The 16,719-nt window shown below is 68.7% G+C and carries 19 protein-coding genes; 6 read left to right on the top strand and 13 right to left on the bottom strand.

Annotated features, from left to right (window positions below):
• Window positions 1–14: 14 nt before the first annotated feature.
• The 5 genes from yajC to serS form a co-directional block, all read right to left on the bottom strand.
• Window positions 15–320 (bottom strand): preprotein translocase subunit YajC, encoded by a 306-nt coding sequence (gene yajC, locus AACZ75_RS07325; protein ID WP_339872136.1) that lies wholly within the window; start codon window positions 318–320, stop codon window positions 15–17.
• A gap of 111 nt (window positions 321–431) precedes the next feature.
• Window positions 432–1,490, bottom strand: coding sequence for a M23 family metallopeptidase (locus AACZ75_RS07320; RefSeq protein WP_339872134.1), 1,059 nt, complete (start codon window positions 1,488–1,490; stop codon window positions 432–434).
• A gap of 93 nt (window positions 1,491–1,583) precedes the next feature.
• Entirely contained in the window at window positions 1,584–2,228 is a 645-nt protein-coding gene (locus AACZ75_RS07315; RefSeq protein ID WP_339872133.1) for a protein-L-isoaspartate(D-aspartate) O-methyltransferase, read from the bottom strand.
• Between the two features lie 163 nt (window positions 2,229–2,391).
• Entirely contained in the window at window positions 2,392–3,183 is a 792-nt protein-coding gene (gene surE, locus AACZ75_RS07310) for a 5'/3'-nucleotidase SurE (protein ID WP_339872132.1), read from the bottom strand.
• Window positions 3,184–3,335: 152 nt separating this feature from the next.
• Window positions 3,336–4,784 carry a serine--tRNA ligase gene (gene serS / locus AACZ75_RS07305; protein WP_339872131.1) on the bottom strand — a complete coding sequence of 483 codons (1,449 nt, stop codon included), beginning with the start codon at window positions 4,782–4,784 and terminating at the stop codon, window positions 3,336–3,338.
• A 183-nt stretch (window positions 4,785–4,967) separates the two neighbouring features.
• On the opposite strand from serS, the gene AACZ75_RS07300 reads away from it, so the two are divergent.
• Window positions 4,968–5,354: a VOC family protein gene (locus AACZ75_RS07300; RefSeq protein ID WP_339872129.1), complete on the top strand. Its 387-nt coding sequence runs from the start codon at window positions 4,968–4,970 to the stop codon at window positions 5,352–5,354.
• Between the two features lie 1,403 nt (window positions 5,355–6,757).
• Complete coding sequence (gene mutL / locus AACZ75_RS07295) at window positions 6,758–8,614, top strand: DNA mismatch repair endonuclease MutL (RefSeq protein ID WP_339872128.1); 1,857 nt, start codon at window positions 6,758–6,760, stop codon at window positions 8,612–8,614.
• Window positions 8,615–8,617: 3 nt separating this feature from the next.
• Here the strand turns inward: mutL and AACZ75_RS07290 are convergent, their stop codons facing one another.
• The 3 genes from AACZ75_RS07290 to AACZ75_RS07280 all read right to left on the bottom strand — a co-directional run bounded on the left by AACZ75_RS07290 (window position 8,618) and on the right by AACZ75_RS07280 (window position 10,075).
• Window positions 8,618–8,833 carry a hypothetical protein gene (locus AACZ75_RS07290; RefSeq protein WP_339872127.1) on the bottom strand — a complete coding sequence of 72 codons (216 nt, stop codon included), beginning with the start codon at window positions 8,831–8,833 and terminating at the stop codon, window positions 8,618–8,620.
• Between the two features lie 94 nt (window positions 8,834–8,927).
• Entirely contained in the window at window positions 8,928–9,722 is a 795-nt protein-coding gene (locus tag AACZ75_RS07285) for a MerR family transcriptional regulator (protein WP_339872125.1), read from the bottom strand.
• Window positions 9,723–9,769: 47 nt separating this feature from the next.
• The gene (locus AACZ75_RS07280) at window positions 9,770–10,075 is read right to left on the bottom strand and encodes a hypothetical protein (protein ID WP_339872124.1); all 306 of its coding nucleotides are present in this window, start codon (window positions 10,073–10,075) and stop codon (window positions 9,770–9,772) included.
• A 99-nt stretch (window positions 10,076–10,174) separates the two neighbouring features.
• Here AACZ75_RS07280 and AACZ75_RS07275 point away from each other — a divergent pair, with 99 nt between their 5' ends.
• The gene (locus AACZ75_RS07275; RefSeq protein ID WP_339872123.1) at window positions 10,175–10,678 is read left to right on the top strand and encodes a sigma-70 family RNA polymerase sigma factor; all 504 of its coding nucleotides are present in this window, start codon (window positions 10,175–10,177) and stop codon (window positions 10,676–10,678) included.
• Complete coding sequence (locus tag AACZ75_RS07270) at window positions 10,675–11,259, top strand: hypothetical protein (RefSeq protein ID WP_339872122.1); 585 nt, start codon at window positions 10,675–10,677, stop codon at window positions 11,257–11,259. Before AACZ75_RS07275 ends, AACZ75_RS07270 begins: the two co-directional genes overlap by 4 nt.
• Here AACZ75_RS07270 and rsmD read toward each other — a convergent pair.
• Window positions 11,246–11,809 (bottom strand): 16S rRNA (guanine(966)-N(2))-methyltransferase RsmD, encoded by a 564-nt coding sequence (rsmD, locus tag AACZ75_RS07265; RefSeq protein WP_339872121.1) that lies wholly within the window; start codon window positions 11,807–11,809, stop codon window positions 11,246–11,248. The genes AACZ75_RS07270 and rsmD overlap by 14 nt on opposite strands.
• A 3-nt stretch (window positions 11,810–11,812) precedes the next feature.
• Window positions 11,813–13,405 (bottom strand): pseudouridine synthase, encoded by a 1,593-nt coding sequence (locus AACZ75_RS07260; RefSeq protein ID WP_339872120.1) that lies wholly within the window; start codon window positions 13,403–13,405, stop codon window positions 11,813–11,815.
• A gap of 12 nt (window positions 13,406–13,417) precedes the next feature.
• Here AACZ75_RS07260 and tadA point away from each other — a divergent pair, with 12 nt between their 5' ends.
• On the top strand, window positions 13,418–13,879 hold the full coding sequence (gene tadA / locus AACZ75_RS07255) for a tRNA adenosine(34) deaminase TadA (RefSeq protein ID WP_339872118.1): 462 nt from the start codon (window positions 13,418–13,420) through the stop codon (window positions 13,877–13,879).
• 37 nt (window positions 13,880–13,916) lie between these two features.
• The gene (locus tag AACZ75_RS07250; RefSeq protein WP_339872117.1) at window positions 13,917–14,354 is read left to right on the top strand and encodes an MliC family protein; all 438 of its coding nucleotides are present in this window, start codon (window positions 13,917–13,919) and stop codon (window positions 14,352–14,354) included.
• Window positions 14,355–14,361: 7 nt separating this feature from the next.
• On the opposite strand, the gene AACZ75_RS07245 is transcribed toward AACZ75_RS07250, so the two are convergent.
• From AACZ75_RS07245 to AACZ75_RS07235, 3 genes are read right to left on the bottom strand one after another with little or no spacing between them, the layout of a single operon-like run.
• Window positions 14,362–14,955, bottom strand: a complete 594-nt coding sequence (locus AACZ75_RS07245) for a GNAT family protein (protein ID WP_339872116.1) — start codon at window positions 14,953–14,955, stop codon at window positions 14,362–14,364.
• Complete coding sequence (gene aroB / locus AACZ75_RS07240) at window positions 14,952–16,058, bottom strand: 3-dehydroquinate synthase (protein WP_339872115.1); 1,107 nt, start codon at window positions 16,056–16,058, stop codon at window positions 14,952–14,954. The genes AACZ75_RS07245 and aroB overlap by 4 nt, the downstream gene beginning before the upstream one ends.
• Window positions 16,055–16,612 (bottom strand): shikimate kinase, encoded by a 558-nt coding sequence (locus tag AACZ75_RS07235; protein WP_339872114.1) that lies wholly within the window; start codon window positions 16,610–16,612, stop codon window positions 16,055–16,057. Before AACZ75_RS07235 ends, aroB begins: the two co-directional genes overlap by 4 nt.
• Window positions 16,613–16,719 lie beyond the last annotated feature (107 nt).

Below are 16,719 nucleotides of genomic sequence, written 5' to 3'. Positions count from 1 at the left end.
TTTACAGGGTGACGTCAGGCCTTGGCGTCGTTGGCGGCGATGGCGGTGCGATTCCGAACCTCGGCGATCATGGCCTTGATGACCCGGACGTTCACGCCCTGGGCGATCTCGACCATGGCCTCGTCGGTCTCGACGCGGGTGACCTTGCCGACCATGCCGTTGGACATGACCACCGTGTCCCCGCGCTTGACGGCGGCGATCATCTCGCGATGGCGCTTGGCCTGCTGCTGCTGCGGACGGATCAGCATGAAGTAGAACAGAACGATGACGGGGACGAAGAAGATCAGGGTCCCGAACGGTCCCTCCAGAATACCCTGCACAGCGTTCTCCTTGGTCGCGGAGCCCGTCGCCGGCGCTCCCTTAAAATGAGGCGCGGAAACTAGGGTGCGCCGACCGACATTGCAACGCGCCGTGCCGCCTGAATTTACGGTCTAGCGCGGCAGCACCGTCAGGGGGTCGATCGCCGTCGGCTCGTCCCCGCGCATCCGCCAGGTCTCGAAATGGATCGAGGGCCGTCCGTCGCCGGCCGTGGTGCCGACCGTGCCGATCTGCTGGCCGGCCCGCACGTCGTCGCCGTCGCGCACCGTGGCCGAGCCCAGATGGCCGTAGACCGAGCGCCAGCCGTCGCGGTGCACGACCAGAACCGTCAGCCCCTGCCCGGCCAGGTCGTCCCCGACATAGCCGACCCGACCCGGCGCGGCGGCGCGAACCTCGGCGCCGGCCGGGGCCCCGATATTGATACCGTTGTTGCGCTCGCCCATGCCGACCGGGCCGAAGCGCCGCAGGATGTCGCCCTGCACCGGCCATTCCAGGGTCACACCGGCGGCCGTCGGCGCGGCCGGGGTGGCCGTGGCCGCCGGCTGGCGGGCCGGCATGGCGGCATTGCCCGACGGCGGCGGGGGCGGCGGCGGCGGCGGGGTGCCGGCTTCCGGTACATAGACCCCGACCGGCGAGGGCCCGGTCGCATAGGGGTCGGGGCCCACATCGACCGCCGTGTCCGGCAGGGTTAGGTGCTGGCCCATGGTGATGGCCCCGCGCGGCCCCAGGTTGTTCAGGTCGATCAGCGTCTGGACCGGCACCTGGAAGCGACGGCCGACGCCCGACAGGGTGTCGCCGGGCTGGATCTCGTAGCCGGCGCGGGCCGACAGGGCGGCGCTGCCCGCCGGCGGCGGAGCCGTGCGGCGCGGGGCGTCATAGGCCGCGTCCGGATAGGCCGGGGTCACGCTGCCCGCGGCCGGCGGCGGCAGGGCCCCGCCGTCGATGCGTTCGCTCGGGGCCCGCGCCGGCGGCGGGGCCTCATACGGCGGCGGCACCGGGCGGGCGACGTCGCCCTGCGGATACGCTCCCTGCCCGGGCAGGGTCGGGCGGGTCGAATAGCGCGGCGCTTCGGGATAGCTGGCGCAGGCGGCTGTGGTCAGCACCGCCCCGGCGATGATCAGGACTCTGGTCCAGGTCTTGAAGCCGGTCATGCCGTCCCTTTCGTGTCGCACGCGAATAGTCCGTATCCGGTTTGCCCGGTCCGTCCCGACAAGCCAACCCGTCAAAACGTGCCAAAATTGGGCGAAAAGGTTAACCGTCCCCGGTCACCCCTCCTTGGCCGTGCCCTCGACCAGCGGCACGAACCGCACTTCGCTCAGGCTCTCACGCTGGAACGAGCCGTCCGGCTGGCCGGTGTAGCGGTGCAGCATCTGCACCGAGGTCCGCCCCACCGGGGCCACCAGAATTCCGCCCGGCTTCAGCTGTTTCAGCAATTCGGTCGGCTCGGTCGGCGAGGCGGCGGTGACCATGATTCGGTCGAACGGGGCCTGTTCCGGCCAGCCCAGGCCACCGTCGCCGTGGCGGGTGATGATGTTGTCGATCTCGAGCTGCCGCAGCTTGCCCTCGGCCTCGGTCAGCAGGCTGCGATAACGCTCCACCGAATAGACATAGCGGGCCAGCCGGCTCAGCACCGCGCACTGGTAGCCACTGCCGGTGCCGATCTCCAGCACCCGGTGGCGCGGCTGCACGTCCAGCGCCTGGGTCATCAGGCCGACGATATAGGGCTGGCTGATGGTCTGGGCACAGTCGATCGGCAGGGCCTGGTCCTCCCACGCCTGGTCGAGAAAGCGCGCATGCACGAACACCGCCCGGTCGATCGACTCCATCGCCGCCAGCACGCGCGGGTCGGTGACCCCCTGCTGCCGCAGCCCCAGAATCAGCCGCCCGGCGCGCTCGTCGTTCAGTTTCATTATTCCTCCCCCATCGGGGGAGGGGGACCATCCGAAGGATGGTGGAGGGGGCTGACCGCTACGCCGGAGTCGGGGGCTGCCCCCCTCCACCGCGAAGCCTGTCCTCGGGCTCGCGAGACGCGAGACCCGGGGGCGGTCCCCCTCCCCCTGGGCGGGAGGCGTCTCATGCCGCCACCGTCTTCGGGGCGGCCCCGCCCAGCAACCCCTTCAGGTCATTGACGCTCGGCATGTGGGTCAGGTCGATATGCAGGGGTGTGACCGAGATCCGGCCCTCGTCCATGGCCCGCAGGTCGGTGCCGTCGGCATGCTGCTGCTTCTCGCCGCGGAAACTCATCCAGTAATAGTCGCGTCCGCGCAGGTCGGTGCGTTTGACCGCATGCATCTCACCGGCCTGACGGAAGCCCTGCCGCGTCACCTCGACCGTGCGAACCGCCGCGGGGGCCAGGGCCGGGAAATTCAGGTTCATCACCACCCCGTCCTCCCAGCGATGCGCCAGCAGCCGGCTGATGATCGGCGGGCCATAGGCCTCGGCCGTCTCCCAGTGGGCGGTGACCGCGTCATGATAGCGCTCCAGCGACTGGCTCAGGGCGATCGAGCGGATGCCGAAGGCCATGCCCTGCAGCGCCCCGGCCACCGTGCCGGAATAGGAGACGTCCTCGCCGACATTGTGGCCGCGATTGACCCCCGACAGCAGCAGGTCCGGCCGCCGGTCGCCCAGCAGGTCATTGACCGCCAGCACCACACAGTCGGTCGGCGTCCCGGTCACGGCGAAGCGTTTCTCGCCCAGTTGATTGACCCGCAGCGGCTCGGTCAGGGTGATGCCCCGCCCCTTGCCCGACTGTTCGGTCTGCGGGGCCACGGTCCAGACGTCGTCCGACAGCACCCGCGCGATCCGCTCCAGACAGGCCAGCCCCTCGGCCTCGATCCCGTCGTCGTTTGTGAGGAGGATACGCACTCTAAACTCCGCTCATCCCGGCGAAAGCCGGGACCCAGTTCTTTGGATGATGCGCCGGTGCCGACATCCCGCCGGACTCGGTCCCGAAGCGCCGGCGTTCCCCTGGACAGCACTGGATCCCGGCTTTCGCCGGGAAGAGCGGGTTTTGAACATCACCCCACATGCGTCATCCCCTCGGGCATATAGCGTTTCAGCACCTCGGGCACCGCGATCCGCCCGTCCTCGTCCTGATAGTTCTCCATGATCGCCACCAGGGTCCGGCCGACCGCCAGACCCGAGCCGTTCAGCGTGTGCACGAACTCGGTCTTCTTCTCGCCCGCCCGCTTGAAGCGCGCATCCATGCGCCGGCTCTGGAAGTCGCCGCAGTTCGAGCAGGAACTGATCTCGCGATAGGTGGCCTGCGACGGCAGCCACACCTCGAGGTCAAAGGTCTTCCGCGCCGAAAACCCCATGTCGCCCTTGCACAGCAGCATTTTGCGATAGGGCAGGTCCAGCGCCTGCAGCACCGCCTCGGCACAGCCGACCATCCGCTCATGCTCGGCCCCGGAATCCTCCGGCCGGGTGATCGAGACCAGCTCGACCTTGTGGAACTGGTGCTGACGGATCAGGCCGCGCGTATCGCGCCCGGCCGACCCGGCCTCGGCCCGGAAGCACGGCGTCAGGGCGGTGAGGCGCATCGGCGTGGTGATCTCGTCTTCCGACAGGATCTGCTCGCGCACGAGATTGGTCAGGGAGACTTCGGCGGTGGGGATGAGGTAGCGTCTACCAGCGTGCTTGCTCGCCAGAGCTCTGTAGATATCGCTGAAGACAGCACGCGATTTGTCTTCAACAAATATGCTGCTTTCGCCCACAAACCTAAGATTTCCGCCCAACGCGATATTGGCTTCGTCCAGTGCTTGTTGAACCAGAGCAGGCTGGTCAGGCAGCTCCGTAACGAACAGATCCTCCTCAAATTTCGGAAGTTGCCCCGTCCCGAACATCGCCTCATCGCGCACCAGATAGGGCGGATTGACCTCCAGATAGCCGTGCTGGACCGTCTGCATATCCAGCATGAACTGGCCGACGGCGCGTTCCAGCCGCGCCAGCCCGCCCTTCAGCACCGCAAAGCGCGACCCCGACATCTTCGCCGCAGCCTCGAAATCCAGCAGCCCCATGGCCTCGCCCAGATCGGCGTGGTCCTTGGCCGGCCCGGTCCGGCGCGGCGTGCCCCAGGTCGAGACCTCGACATTGGAATTTTCATCCGGGCCGTCCGGTACATCGGCCGCCGCCAGATTCTGCTGTTTCGCCAGCAGGTCCTTCAGGGCCTTGGCCTTTTCGGCCTCGACCTCACCCGCCGTGGCGATCACCGCTTTCAGGCTCTCGACCTCAGCCTTCAGCCGCTCGGCCTCGGCGGTGTCCTTCTTCGCCATGGCCGCGCCGATCAGCTTCGACGCCGCATTGCGCTGCGTCAGCGCCTCCTGCCCCGTCGTCTGCGCCGCGCGCAGGTCGACATCCAGCGCCAGAAGGGTGTCCACCACGCCCTGCGCGTCCGTCACCCCACGCGACGCCCATCCGGCCACATAGGCGTCGGGCGTCTCACGGATGGCTTTGATGTCGTGCATGGCGAAGTCTCTCGGAAGGAAGCGATGCTCTAACGCCCCGCGCAGAGTCGATCAAACCGGGATGTGGCGACCGGCCGCCTTCCCCCGCTCGGTTTGACCAACGTCAATGCACGGTGTCGCTGACGGTGCCCCTGTCAAACCTGCAACCCCGGGTGCCGGTCGGGGGCTATGGAGGAAAGCCGCATGCCGAAATTCGTCCACATCGATATCTCCGCCGACGATCCGCAACGCGCCGTCGACTTCTATTCCCGGGTCTTTGGTTGGGCGGCCCAAAAGCTGGACGGGCCGATGCCCTATTGGCTGATCCGCACCGCCCCAGCGACCGAGGACGGGTTCACCATCAATGCCGGCGTCGCCAAACGCGAACAGCCCTGGCAAACCACGACCCCGACCATCGAGGTCGCTTCCGCCGACGACTACGCCGCCAGGATCGAGGGGGAAGGCGGTTCGATCATCCAGCCCAAGACCCTGATCCCGGACGTCGGCTACCTGGTCTCTTTCAGGGACACGGAGGGCAATGTCTTCGCGATTCTGGAGCCTGTCGAAAGCAACCCGTTCGTCCCCCACTAGCGTCTCCGCCGCCGTCGACTACGCCCGGTCCCTCTCCGCGTCGCTGGAGGCCTCGGCCTCAAGCCCCTCTCCCGGCGGGAGCCATCGGTTTGGGAGAGGGGGGTGTGGGCTTACGGTGCCACCTGTTTCGCCCCGTAGCCCCCCTTTGACGCTTCGCGACGCCCTTCGGGTCGCGCCAGAACCCTCACGCATAAATGCTGTCGTCATCCCGGGGGCGCGCAGCGAACCCCGGGACCCAGCGGCGCGCGGAGCGCGATCTGTTCAGGCACGGTCGGTGCGGTGCTTTTCGCCTTCGCTTCGCTGCGGCGCCGCTGGCTCCTCCGGTCTCGGCTACGCCTCACCGGGGGATGACGACGGCGAGAGAAAAGCCCCTCTCCCGGCGGGTGAGGGGTTGGGGAGAGGGCGTACGGTCTCACCCCGGTCGCACCGTAGGCCCTCGCTTATAATGGCTTTCGTCATCCCGGGGGCGCGTAGCGAACCCCGGGACCCAGCGGCGCCGCAGCGGAGCGGAGGCGACCTTGCCCCCGCACGACCAGCGGCGTTCGCGGCAGGGTCGCGCTATTGCGCGCCGCTGGGTCCCGGGGTCTGCGCGGCTGCGCCGCTGGCCCCGGGATGACGAAAGCAGGCGGGAATGCGAGGTGTTTGCGCAAAACCCCCCTATCGGCGCTGCCCAAACCCCAACCCGATCAACCCACTAACCAAAACCACCCGCCAATCTTCCCGCCTCACCTCCAGCCGCGCCGATAATGCCCCGGTCCCGTCGCACGGGGGCTCGCTCGGCCGGCGATCCGCAGCGGCGGCGGGAGCGGATGGAGCGGGCGCAACCCGGAGCCGGATCCCCTGTCGGGGTCGCTGGCCGCGGGGATGCGAGGTCGAGCCGGGTGAAAAGCCGGACGGCCGAGGGGGCGGGGCGGAGACCCGCACCGGTCCAGGAGATGGTCGCTGCCATCCCTGCCCGCCGTGTGCAGAAGGACCCCTCGTCAACAGCGAGGCCCACGGTCCGCGCATGTGGAAACCCGTCCGCGCGGAGCGTCTGACGTTCGCCGAAACATATACCCACACGGTCTCCGGGCGTCCGCCCGGCGCTCCGCCCATGCCCCCATCACCGCAGCCGGTCCGGCGCGCGGAGCCTGCGCGTGCCTGCCTGCTCAATTCCCTCTGCTTTCGTCATCCCGGGGGCGCGAAGCGAACCCCGGGACCCAGCGGAGCCGCAGCGGAGCGAAGGCGAAAACGGGGCCACCGCTCCTGGCTGAACAGATCGCGCTGTCGCGCGCCGCTGGGTCCCGGGGTCTCTCCCGGCTTACGCCGGGATCGCCCCGGGATGACGACAGCAACAGGACACAACGACGCCTTCGCGTGCCCCCTCGCCCCGCCCCCGACAACCGCCTATCCTGCCGAATCCCATGCCCATCCGCCGCCTCCCCCCCGAAACCGTCAATCGCATCGCCGCCGGCGAGGTGGTCGAACGTCCGGCCAGTGCCATCAAGGAACTGGTCGAGAATGCGCTCGACGCCGGGGCGCAGCGCATCGAGATCCAGGCCGACGGCGGCGGCCTGACCCGCATCCTGATCGCCGACGACGGCCACGGCATGGCCCCGGACCAGCTGGCCCTGGCGGTCGAGCGTCACGCCACCTCCAAGCTCCAGGCTGACGACGCCGGTGACGTCGACCTGCTGCGCATCTCCACCCTCGGCTTCCGCGGCGAGGCCCTGCCCTCGATCGGCTCGGTCGCCCGCCTGACCATCACCAGCCGCGCGCGGCCGGAACCCGGGGCCGGACCGTCCGAGGCCTGGGCCATCACCGTCGAGGGCGGCGACCAGCGTCCGGTCAGCCCCGCGGGCTTCCCCGGCCCGCACGGGGCCCGGGTCGAGGTCCGCGACCTGTTCTACGCCACCCCGGCCCGGCTCAAATTCATGAAGTCCGAACGGTCCGAGGCCATGGCCATTTCGGAAGAGATCAAACGCCAGGCCATGGCCCATGAGGCGGTGGCCTTCACCCTCGATCTCGACGGCCGCACCACCCTGCGCCTGCCGGCCGAACATCCGGGCGACGAAGGCCGGCTGAAACGACTCGCCGCCCTGCTGGGTCGCGATTTCGAGGCCAATGCCCTGCTGATCGACCAGTCGCGCGACGGTGTGCGCCTGACCGGCTATGCGGGCCTGCCGACCTACAGCCGCGGCAACGCCGGCCACCAGTATCTGTTCGTCAACGGCCGCCCGGTGCGCGACCGGCTGCTCCAGGGGGCCCTGCGCGGAGCCTATGCCGACTTCCTCGCCCGCGACCGCCACCCGGCCGCCGTCCTCTTCCTCGAGGTCGACCCCCTCTATGTCGATGTGAACGTGCATCCGGCCAAGGCCGAGGTGCGTTTCCGTGATCCGGCCATGGTGCGCGGCCTGATTGTCGGCGGTCTGCGTCACGCCCTGCACGCCGCCGGCCATCGGGCCTCGACCACGGTCGCCGCCGACGCCCTGGCCGGCTTCCAGGCCCACAGCGGCGCGCCGGCCTACAGCCCGTCCTCGCCCTCGGCCGCCGGGTTCAGCGGCTGGACCGGCTGGAATTCCGCCGCCCCGACCACTGGCGTCATCCCCGGCCTGAATGAGCGGTCGGCCCGGTTCGAGGGCGGACCATCGTTCGCCGATCAACCGTTGACGAACGCCGGTCCTGGACCCGACCCCGTCGACTTTCCGCTCGGGGCCGCCCGGGCCCAGCTGCACGGCACCTATATCGTGGCCCAGACCCGCGACGGCCTGATCGTCGTCGACCAGCACGCCGCCCACGAACGCCTCGTCTATGAGAAGATGAAGGTGCAGATGGCCCAGGGGGCCGTCACCCGCCAGGCCCTGCTGACCCCCGAGGTGGTCGAGCTGGACCCGGCCGAGGCCGACCGCGTGCTGGCCCGCGCCGACGAACTGGCGGCGCTCGGCCTGGTCGTCGAACCGTTCGGCGGCGGGGCGGTGCTGGTGCGCGAGACCCCGGCCCTGCTGGGTGACACCGACGTCCAGGGCCTGATCCGCGACATCGCCGATGACCTGTCCGAACACGGCGCGGCCCTGGCCCTGACCGAACGGCTGGGCGAGGTCTGCGGCACCATGGCCTGCCACGGCAGCGTCCGCGCCGGCCGCGTCCTCTCGGCCCCCGAGATGAACGCCCTGCTGCGCCAGATGGAGGCCACCCCCCATTCCGGCCAGTGCAACCACGGCCGCCCGACCTATGTCGAACTCAAGCTCAACGACCTCGAGAAACTGTTCGGCCGCCGCTGAGCCTCAGAATTTGTAGCTGTCCTTGCCCTCGGGCTTGGGAAAGGCGGCGGTGCACATATTGACCAGGGTCGGGACCGGATCGCGCTTCAGATCCGCCTGGACCCGTTCCCGGTCCGGCGACACCAGCAGCAACCAGGCCAGGGCCGCGGACTGGACGACGACCACGATCGACAACAGCGCCATGACCACGGGGCCTATGCCGGACTGTCTGGTGGTCATGCCTCGCTCCCGGTGTCGCAGAGCATTGTTCTGTAAGATTTCTCCCCGAATCGCAAGGGGCGGCCGGGGCATGGGGACCCCGGCCGGTCAGGGGTCAGCCTTGCAGGGCACGTCCCCCGTAACTCTTCATGGCCGCAGCCATCCAGTCAGCCAGGCCGGGACGGATGCCCTCATACCGCGCCCGGAACTCGGGATTGGTGCTGTAGAGCACGCCCAGCTCGGCATAGGCCGTCGCGGTCGGCGGGACCTTCCACATCCGCCCGACCCAGGCGTGGTGCGCGGCCATCACCGGATCCAGAGCCGCATCGTCGGCCGCGAACCCCTCGGCCATCGCCCGCGCCAGGTCGCCTTCGATGCCGGCGACCTCCGCCATCCAGTCCTGTTTCTGCTCCGGCGACATGGCCGCCAACGCCGCCCGTCCGGCGTCAATGCGCGGCCGGGCCTGCTCGCCGTATTTGTCGATGATCCAGGCCTCGTAACCGGCCTGTTTCTCCGGGCTGAAGCCCTCGTACAGTTGCTTGTCCATGACGGTGTCTCGTCCTTCAAGTTCGGCGATCGTGCGGTCGATCGTCCGGGCCAGTCGACGATAACGGTCCGCCTCCCCCGCGATCCGCGCCCGCTGCTCACGCAGCATCGTCAGACGGTCGGGACCGACGCGATCCAGCAGGGTCCCGATCTCGCCGAGGGCGAGGCCGAACTCCCGGTGCAGCAGGATCTGCTGCAGTCGCAGCATCTCCTCGCGCCCATAGTAGCGATAGCCGTTGTCGCCGACCGACGCTGGCTTCAGAAGACCGATCTCGTCATAGTGATGCAGGGTCCGGACCGAGGTTCCGGACAGCCGCGCCAGCTGGCTGACGGTATAGGTTCTGAGGCTCGCATCGTTCCGCATGGACAACCCTATCGGGCCTCACGCCGCGTCAGGGTCAAGCGGTCATTTTACTCCACGGCTGTCGGCGCGGACGGGGCCCCCCGCCCCGTGATCTTCCGCCAGATGCGCTTGCGCGCTTCCAGCACCGAGACGCCCAACGCCGTCGCCACCGTCCAGAACAGGGCCTCGGTCGCGACCGCGGCGACAATCGCCAGGATCAGCCGGGTCGTGCGCTCCACATCCATCCAGAGGCCGATCCCCAGCGCCCCCCATCCGCACACCGCCGCCACGCCCAGGAAGGCCGCCAGGGTCCACAGAAAGCCCCGGCCCTTTTTCAGCAGGCCCGGCTTGGTGTTTTCAACTTCGATCGTCATGAGCAACTCCTCTTCATCTTTTTTGATGCCTGACCTGAAAGTCTCGCCCTGAGTCCGAGTCTTTCATCGCGACCGATATTTTTTTGGAGAGCCCCCCGCTTGGGACGTGACCAGACCTTCGAGGCCCTGCTCGATGAACACGGGGCGATGCTGCGCCGGATCGCCTCGGCCTATGAGGCCGGGCCTGCGCGTCGACATGAATTGGAACAGGACATCCTGCTGGCCGTCTGGCGCGCCATGCCCCGTTACCGTGGCGAGGCCCCGGTACGCGCCTTCATCGCCCGGGTGGCCCACAACCGCGCCGTGACCCATGTGGCCCGCGAAGCCGCCGAGCCGCGCCGTCAGCCGCTGGACGAGGCAATGCCCAGCGCCGCCCCCACGCCCCATGACGCCCTTGAGGCCCGCGACCTGCAGGCCCGTCTGACCGTCGCCGTGCGCGATCTGCCCCTGTCCCTCCGGCAGCCGGCCCTGCTGACCCTCGAAGGCTTCACCCCGGCCGAGATCGCCCCGATGCTGGGGCTGAACGCCAATACCGTCTCCATCCGCCTGACCCGCGCCAAGGCGGCGCTGCGCGACGCGCTCAACCCGCAGGATCGCCCATGACCATGCCCCCGAACGACGACTGGTCCGACCTGACCCGGACCTGGACCGACCGACCCGCGACGCCGCCGCGGCTGGATCCGAACCTGTTTCGCGCCGTGCGTCGCCGGGACCGCCTCGCCCGACTCAATTTCGCCGGCGAGATCGCCGGCGGGGTCGTCACCGTCGGCGTCGTGCTCTGGGCTACCCTGGTTCGCGACCTGCCCTGGACCATCGCCCTGGCGGCCATCGCCTTCGTCGGCGTCGCCCTCGCCGGTACCCTCTGGTCCCGCCGCGGTGACCCCGGTGTTTTGACCGGAACGCCCGAAGCCGTCGTCCTTTCGGCGATCGCCCAGGCCCGGACCGGCTACCGCTGGGCCTGGGCGGGCGTGGCCACCAGTCTGGCGGCCTTCGTCTTCGTTACCACTCTGGCCGGGCTTTCACCGACAGGCTCAGTCACCACCAGGACAATGCTGATGATGGCGGCCTTCCTGCTGGTCTGTATCGGACTCTACGTCGCGCACGCCCGGCGGTGCCGTCGGCGCATGACGGCCCACGCGGCAACCCTGCGGGCGCTGCGCGATGACCCGGCTACTGAGCCTTGAGGAACAATACCCGCGCCGCGCCATAATCGCGGGCGTCGAGTCGCGCATAGCCGGGCGTCTCGATCTCCGGCTCGCCCGCACCGCGTTCGAACACGACGATGGCCCCCGGCTTCAGCCAGTCTTCCGCGATCAGCCGGGCCAGCGCCTGTTGTCCCAGGCCCTTGCCGTAGGGCGGATCGAGAAAGACAAGATCGAACGGCTCGCCGGCCGAGCCAGGACGCACGCCCAGATCGGTCGCGCTGCGCCGATGCACCCGGGTCTGGCCGAACAGGCTGAAGGCGTCGACATTCTCGCGGATGGCTCCGCGCGCCGCATCATCGGTCTCGACGAACAGGCAGAAGGCCGCCCCCCGCGAGATGGCTTCGAACCCGAGCGCCCCCGAGCCCGCGAACAGGTCCAGCACCCGCGCCCCGGCCAGCGGCCCGGCCCAGGCGGCATGCTCCAGCATATTGAACACCGCCTGCCGCGCCCGGTCGGACGTCGGCCGCGTATCCTGCCCTTCCGGCGCGACGAGGGTGCGGCCCTTCAGGGCTCCGGCGACGATCCGCACGGATCAGCCGCCCGAGCGGGGTCCGCGGGGACCACCCGGACGCGGTCCGGTCGGCTTGCCGCCGGTGGGGCGCGGACCGGTGCGGGGCTTGAAATCGCGCTTGGGACCATCGGTACCCCGAGGACCGGCACCGTCACGTGTGGCGAAGCTGCGGGTCGGACGATCGCCCGGCCCCCGCGACGTCCCCTTGGGGCCGATCATCTGATCCTCGCGCGGCTTGAAGGCTCGCCTGGGTCGTTCGCCCTCGGGAGCCGACGGAGCCGTGCCGGCCTTGAAAAAATGCCTGGGCTTGTCGGCGTCGCTGCCCTCGCGCGGCTTCCAGGCCTTGTGTGGCGAGGCGGTGCGCGGTGCGGCCTTGGCCCAGCCCTCCTTCTTCGGCGGACGCTTGCCCGTCTCGGCCCGGGCGCTGCCGTCTGCGGCGGCGTCCTGCGCGGCCCGGATGCGGCTGGGCTTGCGCGACGGATCGGAGATGGCCGATCCCGAATTGCCCTTGACGATCGGCGCATTGCTGCGACGACCCGGCACCGGCGTCGGGGTCTGGACCGTATTGCCCTGGGGCAGGCTGTCGGGGCGGATATGTTCGGACAGCATCTCGCGGATCACGCGAGGGCCGACCTCCTCGACCGAACCGACCGGCAGGGTGCCGAGCTGGAACGGACCATAGGCCAGGCGGATCAGCCGGTTGACGGTCAGACCCAGCGACTCAAGCACCTTGCGGACTTCGCGATTCTTGCCCTCGGTGATCGAGACGCTGATCCAGAGATTGGCTCCGGCGCGTTCACCCTCGCCGAGGGTCTTGGCCTTCTCCAGCCTGGCGTCGATCGGGCCGTAGCGGACACCGTCGACTGTGACCCCGTCCTGCAGCTTGTCGAGGGCTTCCTGGGTGACACGACCGCGCGCCCTTGCCCGGTATTGACGCACCAGGGCCGAGGTCGGCAGTTCCAGCGCCCGGCTCAGCTCACCGTCGTTGGTCAACAGCAGCAGGCCTTCGGTATTCAGGTCCAGGCGTCCGACCGAGATCACCCGCGGCAGGCCGCCCGGCAGGGCGTCAAACACGGTCGGCCGTCCGGCCGGATCCTTGTGCGAGGTCACCAGTCCGGCGGGCTTGTGATAGCGCCAGACCCGGGTCGCCTGGGCCGAGCCGATGGTCTTGCCGTCGACGGTAATCACGTCGTCGCGCGTCACCAGCACCGCCGGGGTCGCCAGAATCTTGCCGTTCAGGGCCACCTTGCCCAGACCGATCAGTCGTTCGACCTCGCGACGCGAGGCGATGCCGGCGCGGGCCATGGCCTTGGCGATCCGTTCGCTGCGCTTGGGTTCAGCCGGAGTCTTGGCGTCCTTGCTGTCCTTGCGCGGCCCATCCTTGCGCGGCGGGCCATCCTTGCGGGGCCCATCCTTGCGAGGGAAGTCCTTGCGCGGACCGTCCTTGGCGAACGCGCCCTTGCCACCGGGCCGTTCGGGCCGCTCGTCGACGATCCTCGGCCTTGCGACCGAGTACCGGGGACCGCTGGTGGCGGGATCGGAATTGGGTTTGCGCGCCCGGTCATCTTGACGGGGGCGGGCGTTCTTGTCGTTGTCATCTGTATGGCGGACCATGATGAGCGGTTCATGCGCATGGCACTCGAGCTTGCGCAAGCGGCAGCGGACACCGGAGAGGTGCCCGTGGGGGCCGTCGTGGTCGATGAGGCCAGCGGAGCTGTCATCGCCGAGGGCCGCAACGGTCCGATCGGAGCCCATGATCCCACGGCCCACGCTGAAATTGTGGCCCTGCGCGCGGCGGCTCAAGCCCTCGGAAACTATCGGCTCACTGACCTGACACTTTATGTGACGCTTGAACCCTGCACGATGTGCGCCGGGGCCATCAGCCACGCCCGAATCGGCCGGGTGGTCTGGGGAGCCAACGATCCCAAGGGCGGCGCGGTGATCCACGGTGCCCGGGTTTTCGACCAGCCGACCTGCCACTGGCGGCCCCGCGTCGAAGGCGGGCTGCTGGCCACCGAAGGGGGAGAACTGCTCCGCCAGTTCTTTCGCAGCCGCCGCACAGGAACGGCGATCATGGCCGAACGTTAGGTCGAGGGTTTTCCGGCGCAACCAGGCCGGACTCCAGATGAAGAGGATATCTGCCATCCGCATCCCCCATCTTTCCGGCCTGACCGCCTTGCTGGGCTTGGCCTTGGCCGTGTCCGGCTGCGACCAGCCGTCCCGGGCGGCTCCGACCGACGGGGAAGCCATCCAGGCGCGCGCCCGCGACACGCAAATGCCCCGGCACCAGACCGGAGCGGAGCTCCAGGATCGCGCCCTGAATCGGGTGGTTCGGGCCCTTTACCTGTGTGACAACGGGGACCGGATATCGGTCGACTTCGATAATCCCCGGATGATGGCGACGGTTCGAAACTCGATGGGCGAAGCCGTTGACCTGCATCAGGAACGCGCCGCCGACGGCATCTGGTACAAGGCCAGTGGTTCGGAGCTGCGCGGCAAGGGCGACACCGCGCGCTGGACCGCCGACGGTCAGGCCCCGACCGAATGCCGCGCGATCGACTGAGCAGCGCTCAGCCCGCGTCGAAACGCGCCAGCCGGTCATCCAGCTTCTGACGCACCCCGGGCCAGTCGGTGTCCAGGACGGCGAACTGCGCCGTGTCCCGGACCCGACCGGTCCAGGTGATCTTGTGACGGGCCAAAATGCCTTCATCCCGGGCCCCCAGTTTGCGAATCGCCGCCTGGCTCGACAGGTTCAGGGCGTCGGTGATGATCTCGACCCGAACCGCGCCGGCGGCAAAGGCATGCTCGAGGAGCAGCCGCTTGCACGCTGGATTGACCGGGCCGCCACGCGCCTCGGGGCGATAAAAGGTTGAGCCGACTTCACACCGCCGATGCTCAGGTCGAATTTCGTACAGGCTGGTCGTACCGACCACAGCGCCGTCATCCCTACGGCGGACGGCCAGCGGAATTCTCGAACCGGTGGACATGGCAGCGCTTGCCGTTGCCCACCAGGAGTCGAAATGGGGACCATAGGCCGCGGCCACCATTCCGTCCCAGGCGGCCGGATCGCAATCCAGCGCCACCCGAACCTCGTCTTCGATGGCCGGTGCGAAGGGCTCCAGCCGAACGAACCTGTTCTCCAGGACATCAGCCTTCAGAATCACCGGGCACCCTCGGATCGAAGGAATTCTGCCAGACTCGCGACATCCACAGCCCGCTCTACAAACGCTTCCCCGATTCCTCGCGCCAAGATCAGGGTCAAGCGGCCATTCTCCGCCTTCTTGTCCCCGGCCATGCGCCTGACAAGCGCCTCCGCGCCGACATCGCCGACTTCCGCCAAACTCGTGGGCAGGCCTGCCGCGGCAAGCCCGGCCACCGCGCGCCGGGCCTGATCGTCCGAGCAAAGACCGAGCGCCGCCGAATAGCGGAAGGCCATCGCGCAGCCGAGCGCCACGGCTTCGCCATGGGTCAGAATTGTTTCGTCAAAACCCAGTTCGGCCTCAAGGGCATGACCAAAGGTGTGGCCGAGGTTCAGCAGGGCGCGTCGTCCAGCCTCGCGCTCGTCCTCGCTGACAATGGCGCTCTTGATCTGGACCGACCGGATAACCGCCCGTTCCAGCGCCGCCGCGTCGCCGGTCGCACCGATCGCCCCTTCGTCCGTCAGCCAGTCGAAGAAGGGCGCGTCGCAAATCAGGCCGTGCTTCAGAACCTCGGCCCAGCCCGAGCGCAACTGGCGGGGCGGCAAGGTGGCCAGGACATCGATATCAACAGTCACCCGGCGCGGCTGGTGAAAGGCCCCGACCAGATTTTTGCCACGGGGCGTGTCGATTGCCGTCTTGCCGCCGACCGAGGAATCGACCTGGGCCAGCAGGGTGGTCGGCACCTGTACGAAATCGATGCCCCGCATGTAGAGCGCCGCCGCCAGCCCGGTGAGATCCCCGACGACGCCCCCTCCCAAGGCAACGATGATGTCCTTGCGGTCCAGCTCGTAGGCCAGCAGCCGATCGATTACCCTCTCCAGTTCGGCGAAGGATTTGGACGCTTCGCCGGGCGGTACAGTGAGGATCCGGGGTTTCAGCCCGGCACTTTCCAGAGATGCCAGGACCGCCGGGCCATGCAACGCAGCCACTGTCTCGTCGCTGACCACCACGACGCGTCCCCCGGTCAGCGCGGCGATCTGAACGCCCAGACCAGCAATTACACCTCGCCCGACCTCGACTTCGTAGGGGGTGAAGCCCGCACCCGAGACAGAAAGGAGCGTGCTCATGACGACGGATCCTGGGCCCAGAAAGCCTCCAGGGTGCTCACGATCGCCTCCACGGCGTCAGCATGAGCGCCGCCGGCAACATCCACCGTGACGTCGGCCGTGGCGTAGATCGGATAACGGATGGCCGCCATGGCCTCCAGAGCCTCGAGCGGGTCGCGACCGCGCAGCAGCGGCCGGGTGTCCCGGCGCTGCACGCGTTGCGCTACAACCGCCAAGTCCGCCCGCATCCAGACCGTGGTCGCCCGGCTCTTCATCAGGGCTCTGGTCTCCGGGTTCAGGATCGCTCCGCCACCGGTCGCCAGAACCCGCCGTTCGCCCTGCAACAGCCTCCGCATGACCCTGGCCTCCCCCGCCCGGAACTCCGGTTCGCCCAGTTCGGCGAAGATTTCGGATACTGTCATTCCGGCTGCCGCCTCGATTTCCGCGTCCCCATCGGCAAACGGCAGATGAAGACGACGGGCCAGCCGCCGCCCGACGGTGGATTTCCCCACTCCCATCAAGCCCACCAGCGCAATGGTGCGTCGTGGTGCCGGAATCGGCGCATCATCGCTCATGCGGACCGCTCCGCAGGCAAAGGTCGGTCGGGAACGGCGAGGCAGGCACACATGATCGCTTCACCCTCTACATCAAGATGGAGCCCCGCAAGGGAGCGCGTTGCCGG

Source organism: uncultured Brevundimonas sp. (assembly GCF_963975535.1).
GTDB lineage: Bacteria > Pseudomonadota > Alphaproteobacteria > Caulobacterales > Caulobacteraceae > Brevundimonas.
This window is presented reverse-complemented; position numbering and strand designations above follow the sequence as displayed.

What these genes read in the sequence shown, in the direction of transcription:
- AACZ75_RS07315 (WP_339872133.1), bottom strand. Translation starts at nt 2,228, where the DNA reads ATGAAACTGAACGACGAGCGCGCCGGGCGGCTGATTCTGGGGCTGCGG.
- serS (WP_339872131.1), bottom strand. Translation starts at nt 4,784, where the DNA reads ATGCACGACATCAAAGCCATCCGTGAGACGCCCGACGCCTATGTGGCC.
- AACZ75_RS07300 (WP_339872129.1), top strand. Translation starts at nt 4,968, where the DNA reads ATGCCGAAATTCGTCCACATCGATATCTCCGCCGACGATCCGCAACGC.
- mutL (WP_339872128.1), top strand. Translation starts at nt 6,758, where the DNA reads ATGCCCATCCGCCGCCTCCCCCCCGAAACCGTCAATCGCATCGCCGCC.
- AACZ75_RS07290 (WP_339872127.1), bottom strand. Translation starts at nt 8,833, where the DNA reads ATGACCACCAGACAGTCCGGCATAGGCCCCGTGGTCATGGCGCTGTTG.
- AACZ75_RS07285 (WP_339872125.1), bottom strand. Translation starts at nt 9,722, where the DNA reads ATGCGGAACGATGCGAGCCTCAGAACCTATACCGTCAGCCAGCTGGCG.
- AACZ75_RS07280 (WP_339872124.1), bottom strand. Translation starts at nt 10,075, where the DNA reads ATGACGATCGAAGTTGAAAACACCAAGCCGGGCCTGCTGAAAAAGGGC.
- AACZ75_RS07270 (WP_339872122.1), top strand. Translation starts at nt 10,675, where the DNA reads ATGACCATGCCCCCGAACGACGACTGGTCCGACCTGACCCGGACCTGG.
- AACZ75_RS07260 (WP_339872120.1), bottom strand. Translation starts at nt 13,405, where the DNA reads ATGGTCCGCCATACAGATGACAACGACAAGAACGCCCGCCCCCGTCAA.
- tadA (WP_339872118.1), top strand. Translation starts at nt 13,418, where the DNA reads ATGCGCATGGCACTCGAGCTTGCGCAAGCGGCAGCGGACACCGGAGAG.
- AACZ75_RS07250 (WP_339872117.1), top strand. Translation starts at nt 13,917, where the DNA reads ATGAAGAGGATATCTGCCATCCGCATCCCCCATCTTTCCGGCCTGACC.
- aroB (WP_339872115.1), bottom strand. Translation starts at nt 16,058, where the DNA reads ATGAGCACGCTCCTTTCTGTCTCGGGTGCGGGCTTCACCCCCTACGAA.
- AACZ75_RS07235 (WP_339872114.1), bottom strand. Translation starts at nt 16,612, where the DNA reads ATGAGCGATGATGCGCCGATTCCGGCACCACGACGCACCATTGCGCTG.